The sequence below is a fragment of the Neobacillus sp. 19 genome (genome assembly GCF_049463095.1).
In the GTDB taxonomy this organism is placed as follows: domain Bacteria; phylum Bacillota; class Bacilli; order Bacillales; family Cytobacillaceae; genus Neobacillus.
Genome location: NZ_JBMPZU010000001.1, coordinates 44,147 through 66,609 on the forward strand (window position 1 = coordinate 44,147; position 22,463 = coordinate 66,609).

The window sequence follows — 22,463 nt, forward strand, 5'->3', positions numbered from 1 at the left end:
CAAAAATAAAAGAGATGCAGAAATAAAACTGCATCCCACTTGCCAATAGTAGAAAGGGTGTCAGGCACCATTTCCACTATCGTCGTCTTTCTTTTGTTTTTTCTGGTGCTCTTGGAGGGCGAGGAGGATGTCTTGGACGTCGATTTTGCCATCTTTGTTTAGGTCAGCCAATGTGTTTTCAGGTGCAGCAGGAGGTGGTGGTGCAGGTGCCGCTGGTGCCGGATTGATAGGCGTGGCGGCAGGTGCAGCCACAGCGACAGCCGGTTTTTTCGGTTTAAAGGCAAAGGTAAACAAAAGCAGCACAAGAATGAGTAATCCCGAAACACCATCGACGATATAGAAGATCGTCGTATAATCGGACCATAAAGTCTTACTGCTGCTCATCTTTTTCTCAGAATTGGCGATATATTGCTTGATTTCCGAATGATTTGGATAGATGCGCTGGACCGCTTCAAACTTTTCTAATGCGTGCTTATAGTAGCCGCCCCAATACAAATCCAGTCCTTCTTGATAAAGCTTATCTGTTTCACTCTTGAAATCTCTGACACCTGCTTGGTTGACAAATTCTTTCACCGTATTCACTGGCACGGCAAAATTAAAGCCTTGCACCTCTTGGCCATTCACTGTGTCGCCTCTAAAGGTGAGCAATCCAATAATCTGGCCGTTTTCATTTATAACAGGCCCGCCGCTATTACCATGTGTGGCGGCTGCGTTAATTTGAATAACAGGGCTTCCTTGTTCTGTCTTTTTCGATGTAGCTGAAATTTGACCGGCATTCATTGATGAAACCAATGATGAATCTGGTGACAAAAGATCGGAATCGGCTGCAGCAGGGTAGCCGCTCACCCAAATATTATCCTGATTCTGAATGTCATCGGAATTGCCAAGCTGTAAAGTGGGCAGGTTTTTCCCTTCAATTTTTAATACAGCTACATCCTTACCTTCATTGACAGGGGCACCATAGCTTTTAACCTCGCCATCGAGGACATCCCCTCCAGGTAAAATAACCTTCAATACCTTTTGAATCCCCGTATATTGGGTGTAGGTAAGCATGTACTGGTACGCGGTTGCATAGTCAACTTTAAAGTAATCAGCCATTATGCCGACAAGCTGTTCAAACGCCGCATTGGCAATGTCCTCGTCTTTCATTTGCGTTGCTTCGACCACATGGGCATTAGTGACAATGTAGCCATCTGAACTAATAATCGCACCAGAACCGGAGCCGCCAACAACTGATTGGTAGCCCAGTTGATCCAACACAGCCATGACTTCGGGATCATCTGGGTTATTAAACTGCCATCCGACAACAGCGTAATCAACGATTCGAACAACTGCCGGCTTTGTGTACTCGGCCAGTTTTTGTGCTTGAGCTATTTTGCCTTCTGCTGGTTTGATATTCATGAGGAAGAAGGATGTAACAATTACAGCAATGAGTAACAAGCTAAGTGGTATGGTAAAAAGAGCCCTTTTCTTCAAAATTACGTTCACCTCTTGGATTGGTTATTTCAATTCACTCTGCAATATATTCCGGGACAGAAGAAAGGTAATTTGTACTAATTCAATTTTTAGAAAACTCACGATAACCCGGGGAATTGGCTTTAGTCTAGTTACCATATTCCAAACTCAGTTGACAAAGGTGAATTTCTGAAAATAAAAAGCCTGTCTCCAGAGGGAGCAGGCTCATCTTAAACCTAAAATGAAAAGACTTGCGAATCAGCTGTTTTCTACATCCGGCTCATTCGCTGTATCTATTTCTGGGGGAGTGGTCACATCCGGCTCATTCGCTGTATCTACTTCTGCAGGGGCGTTCACATCCGGCTCATTGGCTGTATCTACTTCTGCAGGGGTGGTCACGTCCGGCTCATTCGCTGTATCTACTTCTGCAGGGGTGGTCACGTCCGGCTCATTCGCTGTATCTACTGAGGTGGTAGTTGTCACGTCCGGTTCCTTCACAGCATTTTCCGAAGCCGGAGCTGTCTCGTCCGAATCATTCGCAGTATCTTTTTCGGCTGGAGTTGTCTCGCCCGGTTCCATCCCGGCATCGCTAGTTGTTGAACCCTCTCCGCCGTTATCTTTAGGGGCGCCACCTATAGCAGAAGGTTCTTCAATAATTTGGGCACCATCATTGCCAAAGGTATATTTTTTGCCATCAATGGTTTGGATCCCTGTTACCATTACTCCCTTGGCATCGAGGTAGTAGGACTTGCCATTATCCTGAATCCAGCCAATTGCCATTTCACCATTTGGATTCAAAAAATACCATTTAGATTGATCCTTTAGCCAGCCTGTTCTCATCGCACCATCTTGAGCGAGGAAATACCTCTTTCCGTCAATCTCTATCCAGCCGGTTTGCATCGCCCCATCCTCATTCAAATAGTACCAGTTATTCTTCAGCTTTATCCATCCAGTCTGCATGACACCATTGCTGTTAAGATTGTACCAAATGCCTTTTAACCTCACCCAGCCAGTTTTCATCGCGCCGGAGGTATCGAGATAGTACCACTTATTCTCGAGCTTTATCCATCCCGTTTGCATGGCACCATCGCTGTTAAGATAGTACCAAATGCCGTTTAGTTTCACCCATCCGGTCTCCATGGCGCCGGAGGCATCGAGATAGTACCACTCATTCTTCACCTTCACCCATCCAGTCTGCATGACACCTTTGGTATTGAGATAATACCACTTGCCTTGATCCTTTATCCATCCCGTTTGTTTTCTGCTGTTTTTTTGGAAAAACCATTGGCTCCCTTTTTTTACCCAACTGGCATTACTTCCTTGCAGTCGTTTAATAAAATTTTCCCATTGAGGCAATAAATTTCTGGGGCAGTTCTTACCCGTCCAATGTTTATGAGGTACAATACGATCACTTGATATGTTAAACCGGCTCATTAAATATTGGACGACCTCGACTGTATTTGATACGGTTTGCTGATAATTGCCGTCTGCATTTACACACATTTCAATATGAATCGATGTTCGATTACCTGGGCCATTATGCCCGTCACCCGCAGCCCATGCGACTTCATCAAAAGGGATGGATTGAATGATTTCATGGTCATCAATTGTTAAATGCCAAGATGCTGTGCGGTCATTCCCGCGCTGTTGTAATTTTGCATGTGCTTCAGCATCGGCCCCTCTGCTTGTATTGTCGGTTTCATGGATAGTAATGTATTTGGGGACTAATTTTAAACCGGGGCGTGTGCTAGTGTTTGAAGCAGGAATGAGTCGTTGAATAATATTCATGGCTTTTTCCTCTCCTTTATTTATTATTTATGCTAAATAGAGTCAATTGGTCAGGGCTTAGGCGAAATTCAGGGTTTTTTACCTGTGTTTTCGGAAAAAACATTGAAGTAAAAAAGTACCTTGGGATTCAAACTCCGATTTACTGTGTTACAAGTGTGCCTTTTTTTCCTCCCCACTGGTCAGAGATTCCGGTTATCGCTTTTCACGACATCCGTAATTTGTTATCATGTTAGTGAGTTAAAGGGCTAGCTGGTGGAAAAATTGTATATAAATACGAATTTATTACGGAACTTTAGAAGTGAAAGATGAATATAGATGCAGAATTTGGAGGTTTTTATGGTGAAACAATTGAAGGTAATGACAGTGTTCGGAACTAGGCCTGAAGCAATCAAAATGGCCCCGCTTGTCAAAGAATTAGAAAAATATCCCGATCAAATCAAATCAATCGTAACGGTTACAGCACAGCACCGCGAAATGCTTGACCAGGTATTGAACATTTTTGACATAACACCTAATTATGATCTGAATATCATGAAAGCTAGACAATCATTAATTGATGTTACAACACGCAGCCTGGAAGGGCTTAATCAAGTTCTTGCCGATGTTAAGCCGGATATCGTGCTGGTTCACGGCGATACATCGACCACCTTTGTGGCAAGCTTAGCTGCTTTTTATCATTCTATTCCGATTGGGCATGTAGAGGCGGGGCTAAGAACTCATAACAAATATTCGCCATACCCTGAGGAAATGAACCGTCAGCTGACAGGGGTCTTGGCCGATCTTCATTTTTCGCCAACCGTCCAGTCAAAACAAAATCTATTAGTGGAAAATAAAAAAGAGGAAGCTATTTTTATTACAGGAAACACAGCCATCGACGCATTAAAAACTACTGTGAAAACTAATTATTCCCATCCAGTTTTAGAAAAACTAGGGAGTGACCGTTTAATTCTAATGACTGCCCACCGTCGTGAAAATACCGGGAAGCCAATGGAAAACATGTTCCGTGCGATACGCCGGGTGGTGGAAAAGCATGATGATGTCCAAGTCGTCTACCCAGTTCACATGAATCCTGTGGTCCGGGAAATTGCTAACAGGATATTGGGGGAAAATGACCGAATTCACCTAATTGAACCATTAGATGTGATTGATTTTCATAATTTTGCTTCGAAAGCCTATTTGATCTTAACCGATTCAGGAGGCGTTCAGGAAGAGGCGCCGTCCTTAGGTGTACCTGTACTTGTACTCCGGGACACAACGGAGCGTCCGGAAGGAATTGAAGCCGGCACATTGAAATTGGCCGGGACAGATGAAGAAACAATCTTTGGATTAGCTGATGATCTCTTATCAGACAAGTCTGCGCATGATCAAATGGCCAAAGCTTCAAACCCATATGGAGACGGCTTTGCCTCCAAACGAATCGTCGAAGCGATCCTCTACCATTTTGAAAGCCGCGATGAAAGGCCAGCGGATTTCGGTGGAAACTAAGGCTTTGTTTTGTTTTTGTTGTATCACGTTCGAGGAGTGTTTAGATGAAGTTAAAGAGGATCCATCATATTGCCGTAATTTGTTCGGATTATCAAAAATCTAAGGATTTCTATGTTCGTGTTCTTGGACTTACACCTGCCCGGGAAGTCTACCGGGAGGAAAGAGAATCTTATAAACTTGATTTGGAAATAGATGGACACTATCAAATCGAGTTATTCTCTTTCCCGAATCCGCCGCCTCGGCCAAGCTATCCTGAAGCGGCGGGATTACGCCATCTTGCCTTTGAGGTGGATGATATTGCAGAGGCGGTGGAAGTTTTACAGAATCAGGACGTAACGGTTGAAACCATTCGTATCGACCCATTAACAAACAAGAAATTCACCTTCTTTGCCGATCCTGATGGGCTGCCGATTGAGTTATATGAGAAATAGCAGGGTGAGTCGTAAGACAAAAAGCAGGTTATCGTTAATACAGATATCCTGCTTTTTTCTATGCTATTGATCTTGGTGTTTTTTAGGGAGGTTATCTCGGTATGCCATATTCAGCTGGTGACCAGGTGCCATAGCCGCCGATATTTGGATAAGGTTGAAAGGTGCCGCTTAAATTTGGACCGATTCCAGGGTAGCCGCCTGGGATGGCACCGGGGTACCCATATCCCAATCCTTGGCCATACCCATAAGGTACCGGTGCCGGTGGATAGCCGCCATAACCGCTAAATCCACCATATCCCGCTGGAACCGGACCATGTGTTAAACCAGATCCTAAATACCCTAACCCTAGTCCGAGCAGGCCAGCACCTAAAACTCCCAAGTCTGAGTTAGCTGTATTCTGGCCACCATGATGATGGCCTGCGTGTTGTTGACTCCCACCATGATGGTATTGTCCTCCGTGTTGTTGACTCCCACCATGATGGTATTGGCCCCCGTGTTGTTGATTTCCGCCATGATGGTGTTGGCCGCCGTGTTGTTGACTCCCGCCATGATGATGTTGGTTTCCATGGTGCTGATTCCCGCCTTGGTGGTATTGTCTTCCAAGCTGTTGTTCAATAGGCATTCTATATGGATAATACATAAAAACTCCTCACTCCTCTGTATGCTTTCCACCACAGCCTATGTAATAATTCATATTCCTCTTGGGTAAAAGCCCATATATAACAATTCTACAAATAATAGGCTATCAATACCGTCCACCCTAGGCAGACAAATGTCCACGAATGGTGCCTGACACCAAAAACAACATGAATGCATTTAAAAGCATTAAAAAGCAATGAAAGGGCATTAAAAATACGTCTCAAGTCTTAGAATTGTTTCGGTTTGTGGTCTATGGCAGGCAGGAGTTTTTTCGTGTATTGTGGAAGTAGTAATTGGAAATAACTTTCTTTTGAAATTGTTATTTTTAGAAAAAGTGAAACAATCATTCACCTTTAGTCGTATGAATATAAAGGATTATTAAGTCAGGAGTCGATTTATTATGAACCCGATTTTGTCATTTTTGATTCGTTCTTTTGCCGCCGTCCCGATAACGGGGATCACTTGGCTTTTATGCTATTTCCTATTCGCACAACCATTCTGGACTTCTACAGCTTTTGCAATTCTTGGAGGGGTCATGACCTATCTAATCCTAGCGGTGTTCATGAACACCAGCTATCTAAAAAAGCATCAGCTGACACGAAAAGAATACCGCTACATTAAGAAAAATTTGGCGGAGGCAAAACAGAAAATCAATCGCTTGAACAAGAGTATTTTCAAGATACGGGATATTTCCTCTGTCAAACAAAGAATAGATATCCACAGAATTACAAAGAAAATTCACAAGATGACGATGAAAGAACCGAAGCGTTTTTTTAAGGCGGAGGAATTTTATTTTTCCCATTTAGACTCGCTTGTCGAGCTGACAGAAAAATATAGCTTTCTATCTTCTCAGCCGAAGCAAAATTTGGAAATGGGTCAGTCCCTGATTGAAACGCGCAGGACATTAAATGAACTCACAAAGGTATTGGAAGAGGATTTGTATCATGTGATTTCCAATGACCTTGATACATTAAATTTTGAAATTGATGTCGCAAAGCATTCCATTAAGAAGAAAAAAGAATCCAAATTCCCTGAAGAAAATAGGTGGCTAAAATGAGTGAAAACAACCCAATCCAAAAATCTGGAGATTTATTAGATGATATACTTGCCAATCCGTTTGGCGATCAGCTTGAGCTTGCAAAAGATCCGGTTCCGCAAACACAAGCAGGCGAAGTGAAGCCCGTTAAGTTAATTGACGTCATCCCGGAAGAAAACAAGGCCAAAGCGTACCAGCTGGCCGAACAAATTGATCCAGCCAACCATCAAGCGATGATCCTCTATGGCACCCAAGCCCAAGGAAAGCTGTTATCCTTCTCGCATGCGATGCTTGAACATGTTCAGAAGAAGGATGTAGGCGAAATCGGAGAAATTATCAGCGATTTAATGAAAAGACTTGATGAGGTTAATCCGGATGAACTAAAGGATGGGAAGCCATCCTTGTTTGCACGTATGTTTGGAAAAATTTCCGGCTCGCTCCAAGAGGTGCTTTCCAAATATCAAAAAACCGGGGCGCAAATTGACCGGATTAGTGTAAAGCTCGATCGCAGCAAAAATGTCCTTTTGTCTGATATCAAATTGCTCGAACAGCTGTATGAGACCAATAAAGAATATTTTCATGCTCTTAACATTTATATTGCCGCTGGTGAAATCAAGCTTGAAGAAATGCAAACGAAGACGATCCCGCAGTTGAAAAAAGCAGCTGAAGCCGCAAACGACCAAATGAAATTTCAAGAGGTCAACGATATGATTCAGTTTGCTGACCGTTTAGACAAGCGTTTGCATGATTTGAAATTAAGCCGTGAAATTACGATTCAGAGTGCTCCGCAAATCCGCTTGATTCAGAATACGAACCAAGCGCTGGTGGAAAAAATTCAATCATCGATTATGACGGCGATCCCGCTATGGAAAAACCAAGTCGCTATTGCGCTGACACTTATTCGCCAGCGCCATGCAGTGGAGGCGCAGAAGCAGGTCTCTAAAACTACCAATGAGCTTCTATTGAAAAATGCAGAAATGCTGAAGACCAATACAATTGAAACAGCGAAAGAAAACGAGCGCGGCCTCGTGGATATTGAAACATTAAAGAAAACTCAGGAAAGTCTTATCTCCACGCTCGAAGAAACCATGCGAATACAAGAAGAAGGCCGCCACAAGCGCCGCCTCGCCGAACAAGAACTAGCCAACATGGAAAACGACCTAAGACTAAAACTGCTAGAAATAAAAGAGAAATAACAAACGGAGGCCGCTCGCTGCAAAAACATAGCAGCAAGCGGCCTCCGTTTGTTATATATCGCAAACAAGTCCCATAAAACTGTCCACCACACACGGAAAGTGTCCACAAAGGGTGACAGGCACCATTTCTCCTATGCGCTAGTTGTTTACTGGTGCTGTGCTTAGGTATTCTTCTAGGGTGATGCCGCGGGTCATGATTTCTTTGGCGATGGCTTTTCCGACGTAACGGAGGTGCCATGGTTCGTATTGGTAGCCGGTTATATTGTCTTTTCCTTTTGGGTAGCGAATGATAAAGCCATAATCCGCTGCGTGGTCCTCGAGCCAGTCCGCTTCAGGCGTATCGGCGAAGCAATCCTCTGCTGCACATTCTCCATTACCGCCCGTTACATCAATGGCAAGGCCTGTTTCATGCTCACTTGTTCGGGGAACCGCACTATAGGTTATTGCTGCTTCGTACCCATCTGCATGAACGTAGTGATTAAACAACGAGGCTTGTTCTTCATGTGATCGGTAGGCTGAAACACCAAGAAGGCTCACACCATCCTGTTTTGCCCCGGCAAATAATTTTTCGATGGCGGCCCCGGCCTTAGCCCGCATTTTTCGCTTATCCAATTTCTTTTCAAAAATAAAAGGGATGTCAGGATCAACCAAATCACTTGGATTGTAATTATCAGGCAGCTTATTTTGCTTGTTCACAAGAACAGGGATTATATCTGGATTAGTGACGACCTGTGTACCGGTGTCGGTCTGAGTGCGTTTCTTATCTAAGTCGGAGTCTGTTGAAGGTTGATCGGCAGGGACAGGCGGATGATTAATTGTCTTCCCGTCATTTGGCGCAAAATAATTTTTCCATGAGCATCCTGTTATGAGGAGTACCATCACGAGTAGACAAGTTATTAGTAGAGTTAGTTTTGACATAGTAAACGTCCTTTTTAATAAATTCATTACCTTACTATCATGGACACTATTAAAAGCTTTAAAACCTATCATAAAAATATAGCTCATCACCTGTTACATACCCAAAATGGCTCTCAATACACCCTTTAGGGCAATTCGATTTAACGAAATATTTAGATTACTTTAGGTATATTGACTCTAGTAATTTTAAATAAATTTGCGTATAGTTTTTATAAACCCATAAATCGTACGAAACGGCAAAACCATTGAAAAATGGTGACGCAAAACTAAAGGGGCTAATGTTTAACGACGATGCTCGCCAGTTACCGAACACGACTAATTCATGCGATTTATGTAAACCAACGATTGAGGAGGTTTTCATGTGTTGAAGATGATTATTAGGGGCAAATATTATTATCACGTTTTCCAGCACCGACACCATGAATTGCTGCAGCAAGACTGTCTTGATGAAGGGCTGAGAATAAAGTTAAAGGTTAAAGCGACGTATCATAATAGTAAAGCGGTTGAAATAGGAATGTTAATGTAAGCGATGCCAGCTAAATGTGTTTCGCAAAAAGGAGAAGCCTAGGAATTTACCTAGGCTTTTTATTGTAGAGAGATCATTATTAATTAAACTTTTGAACAAAATTACAGTTGGAACAAGCTCGTCCTATCAGCCTTTTCGTTACTTGATGTTCATAATAGATTTCTTCATATCCACAGACAGGGCATTCGATAATATGAAATATTTGTCTTTCTCCCAACACGGCATCTAACAATAATTCAAAATGCATCTATTTGTCCCCCTATCTAGTTTTTCTAAAAGAATAACAAATACTAGAAGTGAAAATAGAAGAAAATTGTCAGGGTGTCCAATAATATTTTCGACATAAATCTTCTTGCAACAAGGCGCAGACCATAGAAAAAGCGCGGGTTATCAAACCCGACGCCGACTGATCTTCAACAATTAATGTGACATAACCTCACTGCCATCATCATGTCCGTCTTGTGTCACTTTCAAGATACCGACAGCACCTTTCTGAACATGATTGAATTGATGGGTAACAAACGGGTAGCTGCCTTCCTTCGTGACCGTAAATTCAATGACAGCACCGCCGCTGGCCGGAAGCATGATTGTTTGCATTCCTTTAAAATGATTAAACGGATTGCCATCCATATAGACATCATCAAACATAGTACCGACAACATGGAAGCTTGAAACCTCATTTGGACCAACGTTCATCACGTAGAATCTCACTTTGTCGCCGACTTTCGCAAGCAGCGGTTTATCGACAAGTGCACCAACTGTGCCGTTCGTATTAATATCTCCATCTTTTAAAGCCTTGGCTGAAAAGACAACATTCTTAGGTACTCCATTTGTAAAATCGTTTAAATCATTGTATTTATACCACTCATTTTGGACAATGACGAATTCACGGTCGACTTCTGAATCAGTTGGATAGCCGCTAGTAGGTTTAACGATAATCGTCCCGTGCATTCCGTTGGCAATATGTGAGAGAACGGGCTTCGTTCCGCAATGGTACATGAACACTCCCGGATTGTTAGCCGGATAGCTGAATGTGCCGGTTTCGTCAGGCATAACGTTAGCGAAATCTGTTGATGGTGCGGCATGGACGGCATGAAAGTCCATGCTGTGCGGGATGGCCGGGTCCATATTTTTTAAGGTAAAATTAATTTTATCGCCTTGGTTCACGACAATGACGGGTCCTGGTGCTTCACCATTAAAGGTCCAGGCTTTATACATATCGCCTTTAGAGATTTCTATATCCGTAATTTGTGAAGTCATTTCAATGTTGACCTCATGCTCACCGATTCGATTCATTTTAATTGGAGTTGGTTTTTGATTTAGATGCTCATGGGGTGCGATAACATTTGAAGCTGTACTCTTGTTAGATTGGGCCTTACCCTCTTTTTCACTTGAAAGATCCACTTTACCACAAGCACTTAATACCATGACAGATGAAACGATAATGGCTGCAAACTTCACTATCTTACCCATTTTAAATCTCCCCCATTTACCCCTATTATTTTGTTTGATGATTACGCTTTCATTTTAACTCATGTAAAAAACCCCCAAGTGATGCAGGTCACTCAGAATAAAGCCAGTAGTGAACATTTTGTGAATTGGTGAGCAAAGTAATATTAACACCTTGTCAATGCTAAATAATAACCGCGAAAAACGGTTATTCTATAAGAAAAAGGAGGCTATTTTTTGAAGGATAAAATAGATAAAACAAGCGAAGGTTTGAACCAAATTATAGAGATCATTAACGCAAAAGGGGATGAAGGTGAACTTGAGGAGATTGTCAAAAAAGGAAGAACCAGCCGGAATGTAAAGGAGCCTGGAAAGGGGTAAAAAAGTGGACTTAGAATTTATTTCTAGGTCCTTTTTGTGTTAACATAGTGGTTATCCTCAGAGGGTGAAGAGGATTGTGGATAAATTAGTCAGAAATGTGGATATTTTTAGATAAATTGTGGATAAAAGGGTGCTTAATGTGGATAAAAGTCATTATAAGTTATGGATGAGGATAAATGACAAAAAAACTGTTGATAATTTGTGGATATCCTCAAAATTTTGTTGATAACTGCTATATGCATGTGGATATCCTCTTTTTATCTGTGGATATACCGAGGGTAAAACAAATGACGCCCTTCCACTGGATTTTTAAAAAATTTATGTTATTGAAATAAAATTTTAAAAAAATGTACGGAATTTTAAAAAATAATTCCATCGATACGCTCCCTTATACCTATAAAAACGTCGAGAATAGGACTGTGTAGGACATAAGTGGCATAGACGACCATAAATACCCCATATATGATTAAAGTAGTTGCAAACGCTGCCATTTTTCCTTACATAACAGGCGTTTACAATAGAATCAATCATAATTTAAGGGGGACTTATGAAAAGAAAAACGTTACTCATTTCTTCCATTTGCACTGTTTTTTTGGGAACCAGCACTGTTTTTGCCAGCAATGACACAACGATTGTTCCAACGATTGAAAAACAAGAAAAAAGCAGTCCTTTCGCATCAGAGAAACCTCATCCAGTTTTCACGTGGAATTCAACCGTGATCCCAGTTTCAAGCGTTCTTCATCCTAGCTCAGCAAAAGGTGCCGGCATGGTAACAGCACCGCTTCAGAAAATCGATCAGATCCTAAACCAAGCTATTTCAGAAAAAGTCATGCCCGGTGCTGTTGCCTTTGTGGCCAGGGGCGGAAAAATTGTTAAACACACGGCATATGGGAATTCAGCGCAATACAGCGATGGCAAGTTTACCGAATTGGAACATCCAATCCCGATGCAAGCGGATACCATTTTTGACCTTGCATCAATTAGTAAAATTTTCACAAGCACTGCTGTGATGATTCTTTTTGAAAAAGGGTTATTCGAACTGGATGATCCGGTTGCCATGTATATTCCAGAATTTGCTGCAAACGGCAAACAGGATGTCACCATTCGACAGCTATTAACTCATACCTCTGGATTCGTCTCCTGGATTCCGCTCTATACGAAAGGAAATTCGCGCGACGAGAGGCTGCAGTTGGTTTTCGAGCAGCCATTAAAAAATCCTCCCGGCACCAATTATGAGTACAGCGATTTAAACATGATTACTTTAGGGGCGCTGGTAGAGAAGTTATCCGGAGAGCGCCAGGATGAATTTGTGAAAGAGCATATTACAGGACCTTTAGGAATGAAGGACACGATGTATAATCCGCCGGCCTCCTTGAAAAACCGGATTGCTGCGACGGAATATCAATCTACACCAAATCGCGGCCTTGTCTGGGGCGAAGTACATGATGAGAATGCCTGGTCGCTTGATGGGGTGGCAGGCCATGCCGGTGTCTTTTCTACAGCTGAAGATCTTGCAAAGCTTGCACACATTTTCATCAATGAAGGCAAGTATGCTGGAAAAAGTATCCTGAAAACAGAAACGGTCAAACTATTACTAGAGAATCAAAATGAAGCATACCCGGGCAATGACCATGGACTTGGCTGGGAGCTTGGGCAAGGCTGGTATATGGATGCCCTATCTGAAGGTACTTATTCCTTTGGTCATACCGGTTATACAGGAACGTCGATTGTCGTCAGTCCGAACAATAAAACTGTGGCGATTCTACTGACAAACCGTGTCCATCCAAGCAGAACAACGGTGTCAACGAATCAAACAAGAAGATTGTTTGCTAGGCAGGTTGCGGATGCCATTCCAGTTTCGATTCCAGGGAAGGGACCAGCTTGGTTTGCCGGATATGGTGATAAACTGAACCGCGTCATGGAAGCAGATCTTCATTTACAGAAAGATGCAAAATTGACGTTTAGTACATGGCATATGACCGAATACCAATGGGACTTCGGTACCGTTGAAATTTTTCAAGATGGTGTATGGAAAAAAGCTGCCGAATTCACCGGTACAAGCAATGGTTGGGAGCAAAAAGAAGTAGCGATTCCAAAAGAAGCGGAAAAACTGCGCTTTCTGTATAAAACAGACACAGCTAATAACGGCCGCGGCTGGTATATCTTGAATCCGAAACTTGATTCAACCCCGCTAACCTTTACACAGAACGATTGGCAGTTAAGAGACTATTAAAATAGAGGAGGAGAAACCATGCGAAAATTTTTCAAGCTATTTATCACCTCATTTCTGGGATTTGCCCTTTTGTTAACGGGGATACCACTTGCAGGGGCAACCGCAGCTTCAGGGATGAAGGATCTAGTGATTGACGTGAACATACCGCAAGTGACAAGAGAAGTGAAAGACAACACCATTCAGTTGAATGCCCTAAATGTGTATGAAGAAGGTCACTTTAAGCTGGCTTCGAAGAATCTAACCTGGAAATCTTCGAATAAAAATGTTGCCGCCGTCAAAGATGGCGCGGTAACCCTATCAGGACACAATGGAAAAACGTTTATCTCTGTCAGTGACGGCAGTTACACCGATCGAATTGCGATTCAATTTAAAGGGAATCATGATGAAATCTTTGTGAAAAAAGAAAAGGGAGCTCGCTATGACCTCATCGGCCAGGCAATCAGTAAAATGAGCATGGAAGAAAAGGTCGGCCAAATGTTGATGCCGGACTTCCGAAACTGGAAGGGGCAAAATGTCACGGTAATGAATGATGAAATCGCCGCGCTTGTCAAAAAATATCATCTTGGTGGAGTAATATTGTTCCGTGAAAACACGGTAACAGCTGCACAAACAACGAAGCTCGTGTCTGCATATCAAGAGGCAGCGGAAAAGTATGGGCTCTTGGTTTCTGTTGACCAAGAGGGTGGAATCGTTACTCGACTCCAATTTGGAACCGACTTTCCAGGAAACATGGCGCTTGGAGCCTCAAGGTCTGAAGAATTGGCTGAAAAGGTAGGCAAGGCGATAGGCGAAGAACTTAATGCTGTTGGTATAAATATGAACTTTGGACCTGTTCTTGATGTCAACAATAATCCGGACAATCCGGTCATTGGCGTTCGTTCGTTTGGCGAGGATCCAGAGCTTGTTGCCAAAATGGGCAATGCCTATATTAAAGGTCTTCATGAAACGGGAACGGCTGCAACGGCAAAGCATTTTCCCGGCCATGGTGATACCGCAACGGATTCGCATCTAGGACTGCCTGAGGTGCCACATGATATCGACCGTCTGAAAAAGGTGGAATTATACCCATTCCAGCAGGCGATGGATGCCGGCATTGATGCGGTAATGTCAGCTCATGTTACTTTTCCAAAAATCGATAGCACAAAAGCCATTTCAAAAAAGGATGGTACGGAAATTGCTATTCCGGGAACCTTATCACACAAAGTCCTAACGGGTCTTATGCGTGAAGAGATGGGCTTTAAGGGTGTGATTGTGACAGATGCCATGAATATGCAGGCAATCTCCGATCATTTTGGTCCGGTAGATGCAGCTGTTCGGGCAGTAAAAGCGGGAACGGATATTGTCCTAATGCCTGTCGGACTTGAATCCGTAGCAAATGGACTATATGATGCAGTGAACTCAGGGGATATTCCAATCGAAAGAATCGATCAGTCCGTTGAGCGGATTTTAACGCTGAAGTTAAATCGAGGGATCGTGAAGGCTGAAGTAGAAAAAAGTCTTGATGAAAAAGTCGCCAATGCCGAGAAGGTTGCAAGATCTGCGGAACATTTGCAGGTAGAAAAAGAAGCAGCAGCTAAATCGATTACGCTTGTGAAAAATAATGGCATTCTTCCGTTAAAAGCAGCTGCGGAAGATAAAATTGTGGTCGTAGGTTCAAGCGCCCCTACTCTATTAGCTGAAGTTCAAAAACACCACCAAAACGTGACCGTTATTAATACTGCTGCACCGCTTTCAGCTGCCAATTTGGCAATTGCAAAATCAGCCAAATATATCATTGTGGGGACGAATACTTCTACAGTGAGCGGCAGATTGCCTTCTGCCAATTTAATGAAACTGGCCAATCAAGTAATTGAGCAAACGGATGCCGCGGTGATTGGTGTTGGGCTTCGCAATCCCTATGATATTATGGCCTATCCAAATGTAGATGCCTATCTGACACAGTATGGCACGAAGGATGTAAGCTTTGAGGCTGCAGTTAATACCATATTTGGCGTAAATAAGCCAACTGCTAAACTTCCGGTTACCATTTTCAACGAGGATGGCAGTGTACTATACGGATTTGACCATGGTTTAGGGTTTTAATTTTTTAAAAATGGGGGGAGTACAATGAAAAAGAAATGGCTTACGGGTATTCTAGCACTGCTGCTAGTCCTTTCGACAGTAACAGCGGCACTAGCCAAAAACGATAAGGAAAAAGAAAAGAACAACGGGAAGTTCCGTTTAGGTGTTGAGGTGCTGTTAAAGGATCGCCTCGATTTAATTAAAGGGAAGCGCGTTGGGTTGATTACCAATCCGACCGGGGTTGATCAAGATCTTACGAGTATTGTAGATTTGCTGTATAAAAGTAAGGATGTACAGCTGACTGCCTTATATGGACCGGAACATGGTGTCCGCGGCAGTGCACCAGCTGGTTCCTATGTGGAGTCCTATATCGATGAAAAAACAGGTGTGCCGGTATACAGTCTTTATGGTGCAACCAAAAAACCGACACCTGAAATGTTAAGCAATGTCGATGTACTGTTATTTGATATTCAAGACGTCGGGGCGCGTTTCTACACGTATATTTACACAATGGCGTTAGCGATGGAAGCAGCAAAAGAAAACAATATTCCATTCATCGTGCTCGACCGTCCGAATCCTATTAGCGGCGCGAAGGTAGAGGGACCAGTTCTAGAGGATAAGTACTCGTCCTTTGTCGGCGAATTCCCGATCCCAGTCCGTCATGGGATGACGGTTGGGGAATTGGCTAAGTTATTCAATAAGGAATTTAACATTGGAGCTGATTTAACAGTTGTAAAAATGGAAGGCTGGAACCGCAGCATGTATTACGATGACGCTGATTTACCATTCGTCATGCCGTCACCGAACATGCCGACCTTAGATACAGCGCTGGTTTATCCTGGTGCATGCCTAATTGAAGGAACCAATGTTTCCGAAGGACGGGGGACAACAAGGCCGTTTGAATTAATTGGTGCACCATTTATTGATAGTGATGATTTGGCTGCAAAATTGAATTCCTATCATTTACCTGGAGTGACTTTCCGAGCTGCATCGTTCATTCCGTCAACATCAAAATTTGCGAACAAGTTAAGCCATGGCGTGCAAATCCATGTAACGAACCGGAATGCCTACAAGCCATTTGAAACAGGACTTACCATTGTCAAAACCATACATGACATGTATCCAAATGACTTTCAATTCCGGGCACCGGGCACTAACGGTATCTCCTTCTTCGACAACCTAGTCGGCAACGGCTCTATTCGCGCCGGAATCGAAGCGGGAAAATCGATTGAAGAAATGAAAGCAGACTGGCAGCCAGAGCTGGAAAAATTCATGGACATCCGCGAGCAGTATTTATTATATTAATAATGGTTAGAGACCTTCTGTTTAGAAGGTCTCTTTTATGTTTAATAATCCCTAGGATTCTAATTGAAGTAGGTATTTGGCGGAATAAACAGTGCGCGGAATGATCTAAAAACACAATATGACATTTGTCACCTTATTTTGGTGACATTACATACTAAGATTTACCTCCAATGCATCATACAATGAAATCAAGTAATCAGGAGGTGTTCGATAGATGAACGAAATTGTAAGCTTAACAAACGTGACAAAGTCATTTCAACATAAAACAGCGGTTAATAATGTATCTTTCACCATTGGAAAAGGGGAAGTGGTAGCGATTCTTGGACCGAATGGGGCGGGGAAAACAACGACCCTCTCGATGCTCTTAGGACTGATCAAACCAACCGCGGGAGAGGTTCAATTATTTAACCATCATCCGCAGGAAAAACAGGTCCGTGAAAGGATCGGGACGATGCTCCAGGAAGTCAGTGTGATGCAGGGGTTAAAGGTACGCGAGATTCTTGAACTGATTAGAAGCTATTATCCACACCCGCTCGCCTTAACGGAACTAATCAATCTAACTGGCTTAACCGACCAGGACCTGAAAACACGGGCCGAAAAATTATCAGGCGGACAAAAACGCCGCTTAAGCTTTGCCCTTGCCCTCGCAGGCAACCCTGAGCTTATCATTTTTGACGAACCGACCGTCGGCATGGATACGATCTCGAGAAAACGATTTTGGGAGACAGTCCATCACTTGGCTGACCAAGGAAATACCATTATTTTCTCGACCCATTACCTGCAGGAAGCGGACGATGCCGCGAAAAGAATCTTACTTTTTAAAGACGGCGCAATCGTCGCTGACGGAACGCCGGCGGAAATCAAAGCAAGAATTTCCAAACAGTCTGTTTCTTTCATCGTTGACCCGGAAATATCGCTAGAAAGCCTGTATCTGCACAGTGAAATCGATGAAATTTATCGAAAAAATAATCGCGTCTATGTCCAGTCGAACAACACAGACATTGTTTTAGAACTGCTTTTTCAAGAAAAGCTCGGGGCTCGTGACATCCAAATTGAACGCGGCAAGCTTGAGGAAGCGTTCGAACAGCTGACAAGCAGCGCAAAGGAGGCAATGTAAAATGAAAACTTTTCAAATACAATGCAAATACGAGATCATCCGAGTATTGCGAAATCGCTATTTCGTGTTTTGGTCACTCGTCATGCCGATTCTCTTCTATTATATTTTTACAAACGTGGTAAACACCAATGCTCCGAACAAAGCAGAATGGCAGGCACATTACCTGATGTCGATGACGGTGTTCAGCGTGATGGGCTCGTCGATGATGACCCTCGGCATCCGCATGGTGCAGGAGCGTTCCCAAGGCTGGTCGACATTCATTCGCATCACGCCGCTTTCCGACACCGTCTATTTTGCGGCGCAAATGATGGGCCAAAGCGTCATTCATCTGCTTTCGATCACAATTATTTTTCTCGCCGGGGCAATCATCAATGACGTTTCACTTACCGCCTTTGAATGGATTGCCAGCGGTTTATGGATTTTACTAGGCTCGCTGCCATTCCTCGCGATCGGCACGTTAATCGGAATGATGAAAAAGGTAGAAACGGCTGCTGGTATCAGCAATGTCATTTATATGGTGCTCGCCGTTGCGGGCGGACTCTGGATGCCGATTGAAATCATGCCAAAAGTGATGCAAACCATCGCCCAGTGGCTGCCATCCTATCATTTTGGCAGTGGTGCCTGGGAAATCGTCCGCGGCAGCATGCCGGATTGGAAAAATATTCTGATTCTAATCTCCTATTTGGCCGTATTTCTGCTATTATCAAACTATATTAGAAGAAAAACGGAAGCAGTGTGATGCGTGATGAAAAAGTCATTTAGCATATTCCCGCGCCAAATGGGCTTTTTCCCTTATGTCTTTCTGATTTATATCGGTTTTCCCGCCTTTTATTTAACAAAAGAATCAGGGGTGAAGCAGCTCATCGGTTATGGGATGTTGCTGCTTTTCTTAGTGACCTATCGCCAGCTCTATTTTTTAATAGGAAAAAGGACATTCAGCTACTGGCTGGCTGTTCAACTGGCGATTGTATTCCTCTTCAGTTTGTTTTATAACTTAAACTACATGTTTTTAGGATTTTTCCCAGCAAATTTCATCGGCTGGTACATGAGTAAAACGGGATTTCGACGCGGACTAATCGGTTTAGTGATCGTTGAAATTCTTCCGTTCATTGTTCATATCAGCCGGACGAAAACATTTCTCACTCCGTCAGAGCTGATCTATTTCGTCCCTTTCCTGATCATCATGCTGATTTCTCCGTTTGGCATTCGCTCACTCAATCGGCGAATTGAGCTTGAGAAGGAACTTGATCGGGCGAATCAGAAAATTGAAGAATTGGTCAAGCGAGAGGAGCGGGTGCGGATTGCCAGAGATCTCCACGATACACTCGGACATACCTTGTCATTGCTGACGTTAAAAAGCCAGCTTGTGCAGCGGCTGACGGCGGTCGACCCTGAACGGGCGAAGCTTGAAGCAAAGGAAATGGAAGTCACCTCCCGTGCTGCCCTTAAGCAGGTACGCGAGCTCGTCACCGATATGCGGGCAGCCACTATAACGGAAGAGCTCCTGCAAGTACAGCAAATCCTGCGTGCTGCAGGAATTACCTATCAGTACGATGGCGACGTAGATTTTTCCGGCATCTCCCCATTTACACAAAATATCATCGGGATGTGCGTCCGCGAGGCGGCTACAAATGTCGTCAAGCATAGCCGTGCTACCCACTGTTCCATTTCTATCAAGCTTCTTTCTGGAAAAATGAACCTAGTCATTCGCGATGACGGGATGGGCATAAGGAATGATCATGCCTTTGGGAATGGTTTGCGGGGGATGGGAGAGAGACTGGCGCTTATTGACGGTGTACTCGCGCTGTCAAACCATAATGGGGCGGTTCTGGAAATTAATGTTCCGATTGTCAGAAAAGCGGAAGCGCCCGTTTAGCGACGTATGGACTGGAGCCCTCCAACTGAGATAAAGGAAACACGAAGAGCGCAAGTGATTCGATGTTGACTTATCGTAGGGCGGAGGGCGAAGTACACTAGTCGCTGGGCGCAGGAGCTGGAGCTAGACAAGAAAAGCGCCTGCATAAACGGACAGGAATCAAAAGTGAATAAAAAGGAGGGGCAGCCGTATGATTCGCCTGTTTATTGCGGAAGATCAGCGTATGCTGCTGGGGGCATTAGGCTCGTTGCTAGATTTAGAGAAAGATATGAAGGTCATCGGCCAGGCGATGAACGGTGAAGAGGCACTTAATAGAATCTTGGAACTCAAACCGGACGTCTGCTTGATGGATATTGAAATGCCGGTGTTAAATGGACTCGAGGTGGCAGAAGAACTCGCAAAGCGGAAGTCACCGAGCAAGATCATTATATTAACCACTTTTGCCCGGCCCGGATATTTTGAGCGTGCTCTAAAAATCGGCGTCCACGGCTACCTGCTGAAGGATGGGGAAATAGATGAGCTCGCCGAGACCATTCGCAAGGTGATGGAAGGAAAACGGGTGTTCAGTCCAGAACTAACTTTTAACGTCATCCGTGAGGAAAATCCGCTGACCCCAAAGGAACAAGAGATATTACGTCTAGCCAGTTTAGGAAAGACGACAAAAGAAATCACATCCGAACTTTATCTATCATCCGGAACCGTCCGCAACTATATCTCTGAAATCATCCATAAACTAGATGCCAAAAATCGAACGGAAGCCGCCAGCATTGCCGAGAAAAAAGGCTGGATCTAGCTCTGGAAAGGTGCCTTTAATAGGTGCCTTTTTTTGTGCTCCTCGGGCGTCCTATTTCCCTCCTTTCGGACAACTCCCCATTTATTGCCCTTTTATGTTGGACAACCTTCCACAAAACTCATTTAAGAATAAATTAATACAAGCCATGTTTGAGGTAAGGCAATCGGTCATTGCTAATCATTCTCAAAGAGACAAAAGGGGGAATAAATAATCGTGAAAATATTAATCGTCGGAACAGGATATGTCGGGACGACGACAGGCCTTATTTTTTCTGAAATGGGTCACCAGGTTACGGGGCTGGACCTCGATGATAAAAAAATAAAAGCACTAAAAGCCGGTAAATTGCACTTCTATGAGCCAGGACTTGAGGAATTATTAAGTAAGCATGTTCAAGCCGAAACAATCAAATTTACCAAAAAGGCGAAGAAAGCTATTAAAGAAAATGATGTTATTTTCATTTGTGTCGGAACACCGCAAGGGACAGACGGAAGAGCTGACATGACCTATGTAAGAAGTGTCGCAAAATCAATCGGGAAATATATGAATCAATACAAGGTCATCGTTACAAAAAGCACTGTACCGGTGGGGACGGCTGATTTAGTGACGCAATGGATTAAAGAAAGTCAAGACGAACCACTCCCCTTTGATGTCGTCTCAAATCCAGAGTTCTTGAGGGAGGGCACCGCACTCCATGATGCCCTTAATCCCGACCGAATTATCATTGGCACAACAAGTGAGGCGGCAGGAAATGTCATGCGGGAACTGTATCAAAATTTTTCATGCCCGATCATTGAGACAAACCCAAAAGCCTCTGAAATGATTAAATATGCCGCTAATTCCTTCCCTGGCTATGAAAATTTCCTTTATTAACGAATTAGCCAGACTATGCGATCACCTGAAGATTAATGTAAATGATGTTTCAGAAGGGGTGGGGCTTGACAATCGCATTGGCCCGCATTTTTTAAATGCGGGAATGGGGTATGGCGGTTCCTGTTTCCCTAAGGATGTAAACGCGCTCATCCAAATCGCGAAAGACCATAATCATACCCTTTCCATTTTAGAAAAAGTCGTTGAGGTAAATGAAACACAGCCGCAATACTTTATTGAAAAAATAAAACAAGTCCTGGGCGGCGTTTTAGAAAATAAAACAATTGCAGTAATAGGATTATCATTTAAGGCAAATACCGATGATACACGAGAATCGCCGAGCTTGGTTTTGATCAACAAATTAGTCGAAGAGCAAGCGGCCGTTCGCGTCCACGATCCCATTGTAAAAATAACCACGGCCGCCTCCATCCATCAATTTCAAAGTATTGAAGAAACCGTTACTGGGGCACATGCCCTTGTGATAGGCACGGACTGGGATGTGTATAAACAGCTTGATTGGGGAAGCTTAAAACCGCTCATGGAACAACCGAATATTTTTGATGGAAGAAATCTACTGGATAAAGGGATCCTTGAAGTCTTAGGATTTCATTATACAGGGGTTGCGAACCATTAATTTAAAAAGGATATTTGTCTTGAACAGATATCCTTTTTTAATGGAGATACAAAAAGGATTGACACAAATAAATTTTCTTGATAAATTTGTTCGTTGAAATATTGTATGGCTGACCTAAGAGATCTCCTAAAAGATTAGAGGCTTCTTGGGGATTCTATTGGTGTCGGTTCAGTTTGTGCACGTACGAAAGCGTTTCACGATAAATGCGAAAACGCCTATCGGGTTGTTTGGGTTACATCGGCTTCTGGATAGCCAACGAAGTACATGGCATAA

Annotated in this window: 21 protein-coding genes and 1 riboswitch; of the genes, 15 read left to right on the forward strand and 6 right to left on the reverse strand. The window is 43.3% G+C overall.

Going from position 1 to position 22,463, the window contains the following annotated elements; genetic code table 11:
* Positions 1–60 precede the first annotated feature (60 nt).
* Complete coding sequence (locus ACO1D1_RS00220) at positions 61–1,476, reverse strand: trypsin-like peptidase domain-containing protein (protein ID WP_423334557.1); 1,416 nt, start codon at positions 1,474–1,476, stop codon at positions 61–63.
* A gap of 237 nt (positions 1,477–1,713) precedes the next feature.
* Positions 1,714–3,243, reverse strand: coding sequence for an N-acetylmuramoyl-L-alanine amidase (locus ACO1D1_RS00225; protein ID WP_423334558.1), 1,530 nt, complete (start codon positions 3,241–3,243; stop codon positions 1,714–1,716).
* A 336-nt stretch (positions 3,244–3,579) separates the two neighbouring features.
* Between ACO1D1_RS00225 and wecB the strand changes: the two genes are divergently transcribed.
* Positions 3,580–4,728: a non-hydrolyzing UDP-N-acetylglucosamine 2-epimerase gene (gene wecB / locus ACO1D1_RS00230; RefSeq protein ID WP_423334559.1), complete on the forward strand. Its 1,149-nt coding sequence runs from the start codon at positions 3,580–3,582 to the stop codon at positions 4,726–4,728.
* Positions 4,729–4,772: 44 nt separating this feature from the next.
* Positions 4,773–5,159 carry a VOC family protein gene (locus ACO1D1_RS00235; RefSeq protein ID WP_423334560.1) on the forward strand — a complete coding sequence of 129 codons (387 nt, stop codon included), beginning with the start codon at positions 4,773–4,775 and terminating at the stop codon, positions 5,157–5,159.
* 91 nt (positions 5,160–5,250) lie between these two features.
* Here ACO1D1_RS00235 and ACO1D1_RS00240 read toward each other — a convergent pair whose 3' ends face one another.
* A complete protein-coding gene (locus ACO1D1_RS00240; protein WP_423334561.1) occupies positions 5,251–5,799 on the reverse strand; it encodes a hypothetical protein in 549 nt (182 codons plus the stop codon).
* 399 nt (positions 5,800–6,198) lie between these two features.
* Here ACO1D1_RS00240 and ACO1D1_RS00245 point away from each other — a divergent pair, with 399 nt between their 5' ends.
* Positions 6,199–6,855 (forward strand): 5-bromo-4-chloroindolyl phosphate hydrolysis family protein, encoded by a 657-nt coding sequence (locus ACO1D1_RS00245; RefSeq protein ID WP_423334562.1) that lies wholly within the window; start codon positions 6,199–6,201, stop codon positions 6,853–6,855.
* A complete protein-coding gene (locus ACO1D1_RS00250) occupies positions 6,852–8,030 on the forward strand; it encodes a toxic anion resistance protein (protein WP_423334563.1) in 1,179 nt (392 codons plus the stop codon). The genes ACO1D1_RS00245 and ACO1D1_RS00250 overlap by 4 nt, the downstream gene beginning before the upstream one ends.
* 138 nt (positions 8,031–8,168) lie before the next feature.
* On the opposite strand, the gene ACO1D1_RS00255 is transcribed toward ACO1D1_RS00250, so the two are convergent.
* On the reverse strand, positions 8,169–8,948 hold the full coding sequence (locus tag ACO1D1_RS00255) for a M15 family metallopeptidase (protein ID WP_423334564.1): 780 nt from the start codon (positions 8,946–8,948) through the stop codon (positions 8,169–8,171).
* Positions 8,949–9,173: 225 nt separating this feature from the next.
* Positions 9,174–9,258: riboswitch (cyclic di-GMP riboswitch) on the forward strand.
* Positions 9,259–9,309: 51 nt separating this feature from the next.
* On the opposite strand from ACO1D1_RS00255, the gene ACO1D1_RS00260 reads away from it, so the two are divergent.
* Positions 9,310–9,474 (forward strand): hypothetical protein, encoded by a 165-nt coding sequence (locus ACO1D1_RS00260; protein WP_423334565.1) that lies wholly within the window; start codon positions 9,310–9,312, stop codon positions 9,472–9,474.
* Positions 9,475–9,553: 79 nt separating this feature from the next.
* Here ACO1D1_RS00260 and ACO1D1_RS00265 read toward each other — a convergent pair whose 3' ends face one another.
* Together ACO1D1_RS00265 and ACO1D1_RS00270 are read right to left on the reverse strand one after the other, a co-directional pair.
* A complete protein-coding gene (locus ACO1D1_RS00265) occupies positions 9,554–9,721 on the reverse strand; it encodes an acyltransferase (RefSeq protein ID WP_423334566.1) in 168 nt (55 codons plus the stop codon).
* Positions 9,722–9,894: 173 nt separating this feature from the next.
* Complete coding sequence (locus ACO1D1_RS00270) at positions 9,895–10,947, reverse strand: multicopper oxidase domain-containing protein (RefSeq protein ID WP_423334567.1); 1,053 nt, start codon at positions 10,945–10,947, stop codon at positions 9,895–9,897.
* Between the two features lie 213 nt (positions 10,948–11,160).
* Between ACO1D1_RS00270 and ACO1D1_RS00275 the strand changes: the two genes are divergently transcribed.
* The 10 genes from ACO1D1_RS00275 (at position 11,161) to ACO1D1_RS00320 (ending at position 22,190) form a co-directional block, all read left to right on the forward strand.
* Positions 11,161–11,304 carry a hypothetical protein gene (locus ACO1D1_RS00275; RefSeq protein ID WP_423334568.1) on the forward strand — a complete coding sequence of 48 codons (144 nt, stop codon included), beginning with the start codon at positions 11,161–11,163 and terminating at the stop codon, positions 11,302–11,304.
* A 547-nt stretch (positions 11,305–11,851) separates the two neighbouring features.
* Complete coding sequence (locus ACO1D1_RS00280; RefSeq protein ID WP_423334569.1) at positions 11,852–13,537, forward strand: serine hydrolase; 1,686 nt, start codon at positions 11,852–11,854, stop codon at positions 13,535–13,537.
* An 18-nt stretch (positions 13,538–13,555) separates the two neighbouring features.
* On the forward strand, positions 13,556–15,619 hold the full coding sequence (locus ACO1D1_RS00285) for a glycoside hydrolase family 3 protein (RefSeq protein WP_423334570.1): 2,064 nt from the start codon (positions 13,556–13,558) through the stop codon (positions 15,617–15,619).
* 24 nt (positions 15,620–15,643) lie between these two features.
* Positions 15,644–16,903, forward strand: coding sequence for an exo-beta-N-acetylmuramidase NamZ family protein (locus ACO1D1_RS00290; RefSeq protein ID WP_423334571.1), 1,260 nt, complete (start codon positions 15,644–15,646; stop codon positions 16,901–16,903).
* A gap of 214 nt (positions 16,904–17,117) precedes the next feature.
* Positions 17,118–18,020, forward strand: coding sequence for an ABC transporter ATP-binding protein (locus ACO1D1_RS00295; RefSeq protein WP_423334572.1), 903 nt, complete (start codon positions 17,118–17,120; stop codon positions 18,018–18,020).
* A 1-nt stretch (position 18,021) separates the two neighbouring features.
* Positions 18,022–18,759 (forward strand): ABC transporter permease, encoded by a 738-nt coding sequence (locus ACO1D1_RS00300; RefSeq protein WP_423334573.1) that lies wholly within the window; start codon positions 18,022–18,024, stop codon positions 18,757–18,759.
* 6 nt (positions 18,760–18,765) lie between these two features.
* Positions 18,766–19,896, forward strand: coding sequence for a histidine kinase (locus tag ACO1D1_RS00305; protein ID WP_423334574.1), 1,131 nt, complete (start codon positions 18,766–18,768; stop codon positions 19,894–19,896).
* A 190-nt stretch (positions 19,897–20,086) separates the two neighbouring features.
* A complete protein-coding gene (locus tag ACO1D1_RS00310; RefSeq protein WP_423334575.1) occupies positions 20,087–20,689 on the forward strand; it encodes a response regulator transcription factor in 603 nt (200 codons plus the stop codon).
* 213 nt (positions 20,690–20,902) lie between these two features.
* Positions 20,903–21,559 (forward strand): nucleotide sugar dehydrogenase, encoded by a 657-nt coding sequence (locus ACO1D1_RS00315; RefSeq protein WP_423334576.1) that lies wholly within the window; start codon positions 20,903–20,905, stop codon positions 21,557–21,559.
* Positions 21,540–22,190: a nucleotide sugar dehydrogenase gene (locus ACO1D1_RS00320; RefSeq protein WP_423334577.1), complete on the forward strand. Its 651-nt coding sequence runs from the start codon at positions 21,540–21,542 to the stop codon at positions 22,188–22,190. The genes ACO1D1_RS00315 and ACO1D1_RS00320 overlap by 20 nt, the downstream gene beginning before the upstream one ends.
* Positions 22,191–22,463 lie beyond the last annotated feature (273 nt).

Coding starts and splice junctions, on each gene's coding strand:
- ACO1D1_RS00225 (WP_423334558.1), bottom strand. CDS start 3,243: ATGAATATTATTCAACGACTCATTCCTGCTTCAAACACTAGCACACGC.
- wecB (WP_423334559.1), top strand. CDS start 3,580: ATGGTGAAACAATTGAAGGTAATGACAGTGTTCGGAACTAGGCCTGAA.
- ACO1D1_RS00235 (WP_423334560.1), top strand. CDS start 4,773: ATGAAGTTAAAGAGGATCCATCATATTGCCGTAATTTGTTCGGATTAT.
- ACO1D1_RS00240 (WP_423334561.1), bottom strand. CDS start 5,799: ATGTATTATCCATATAGAATGCCTATTGAACAACAGCTTGGAAGACAA.
- ACO1D1_RS00245 (WP_423334562.1), top strand. CDS start 6,199: ATGAACCCGATTTTGTCATTTTTGATTCGTTCTTTTGCCGCCGTCCCG.
- ACO1D1_RS00250 (WP_423334563.1), top strand. CDS start 6,852: ATGAGTGAAAACAACCCAATCCAAAAATCTGGAGATTTATTAGATGAT.
- ACO1D1_RS00255 (WP_423334564.1), bottom strand. CDS start 8,948: ATGTCAAAACTAACTCTACTAATAACTTGTCTACTCGTGATGGTACTC.
- ACO1D1_RS00265 (WP_423334566.1), bottom strand. CDS start 9,721: ATGCATTTTGAATTATTGTTAGATGCCGTGTTGGGAGAAAGACAAATA.
- ACO1D1_RS00270 (WP_423334567.1), bottom strand. CDS start 10,947: ATGGGTAAGATAGTGAAGTTTGCAGCCATTATCGTTTCATCTGTCATG.
- ACO1D1_RS00280 (WP_423334569.1), top strand. CDS start 11,852: ATGAAAAGAAAAACGTTACTCATTTCTTCCATTTGCACTGTTTTTTTG.
- ACO1D1_RS00285 (WP_423334570.1), top strand. CDS start 13,556: ATGCGAAAATTTTTCAAGCTATTTATCACCTCATTTCTGGGATTTGCC.
- ACO1D1_RS00290 (WP_423334571.1), top strand. CDS start 15,644: ATGAAAAAGAAATGGCTTACGGGTATTCTAGCACTGCTGCTAGTCCTT.
- ACO1D1_RS00295 (WP_423334572.1), top strand. CDS start 17,118: ATGAACGAAATTGTAAGCTTAACAAACGTGACAAAGTCATTTCAACAT.
- ACO1D1_RS00300 (WP_423334573.1), top strand. CDS start 18,022: ATGAAAACTTTTCAAATACAATGCAAATACGAGATCATCCGAGTATTG.
- ACO1D1_RS00305 (WP_423334574.1), top strand. CDS start 18,766: ATGAAAAAGTCATTTAGCATATTCCCGCGCCAAATGGGCTTTTTCCCT.
- ACO1D1_RS00310 (WP_423334575.1), top strand. CDS start 20,087: ATGATTCGCCTGTTTATTGCGGAAGATCAGCGTATGCTGCTGGGGGCA.
- ACO1D1_RS00320 (WP_423334577.1), top strand. CDS start 21,540: ATGAAAATTTCCTTTATTAACGAATTAGCCAGACTATGCGATCACCTG.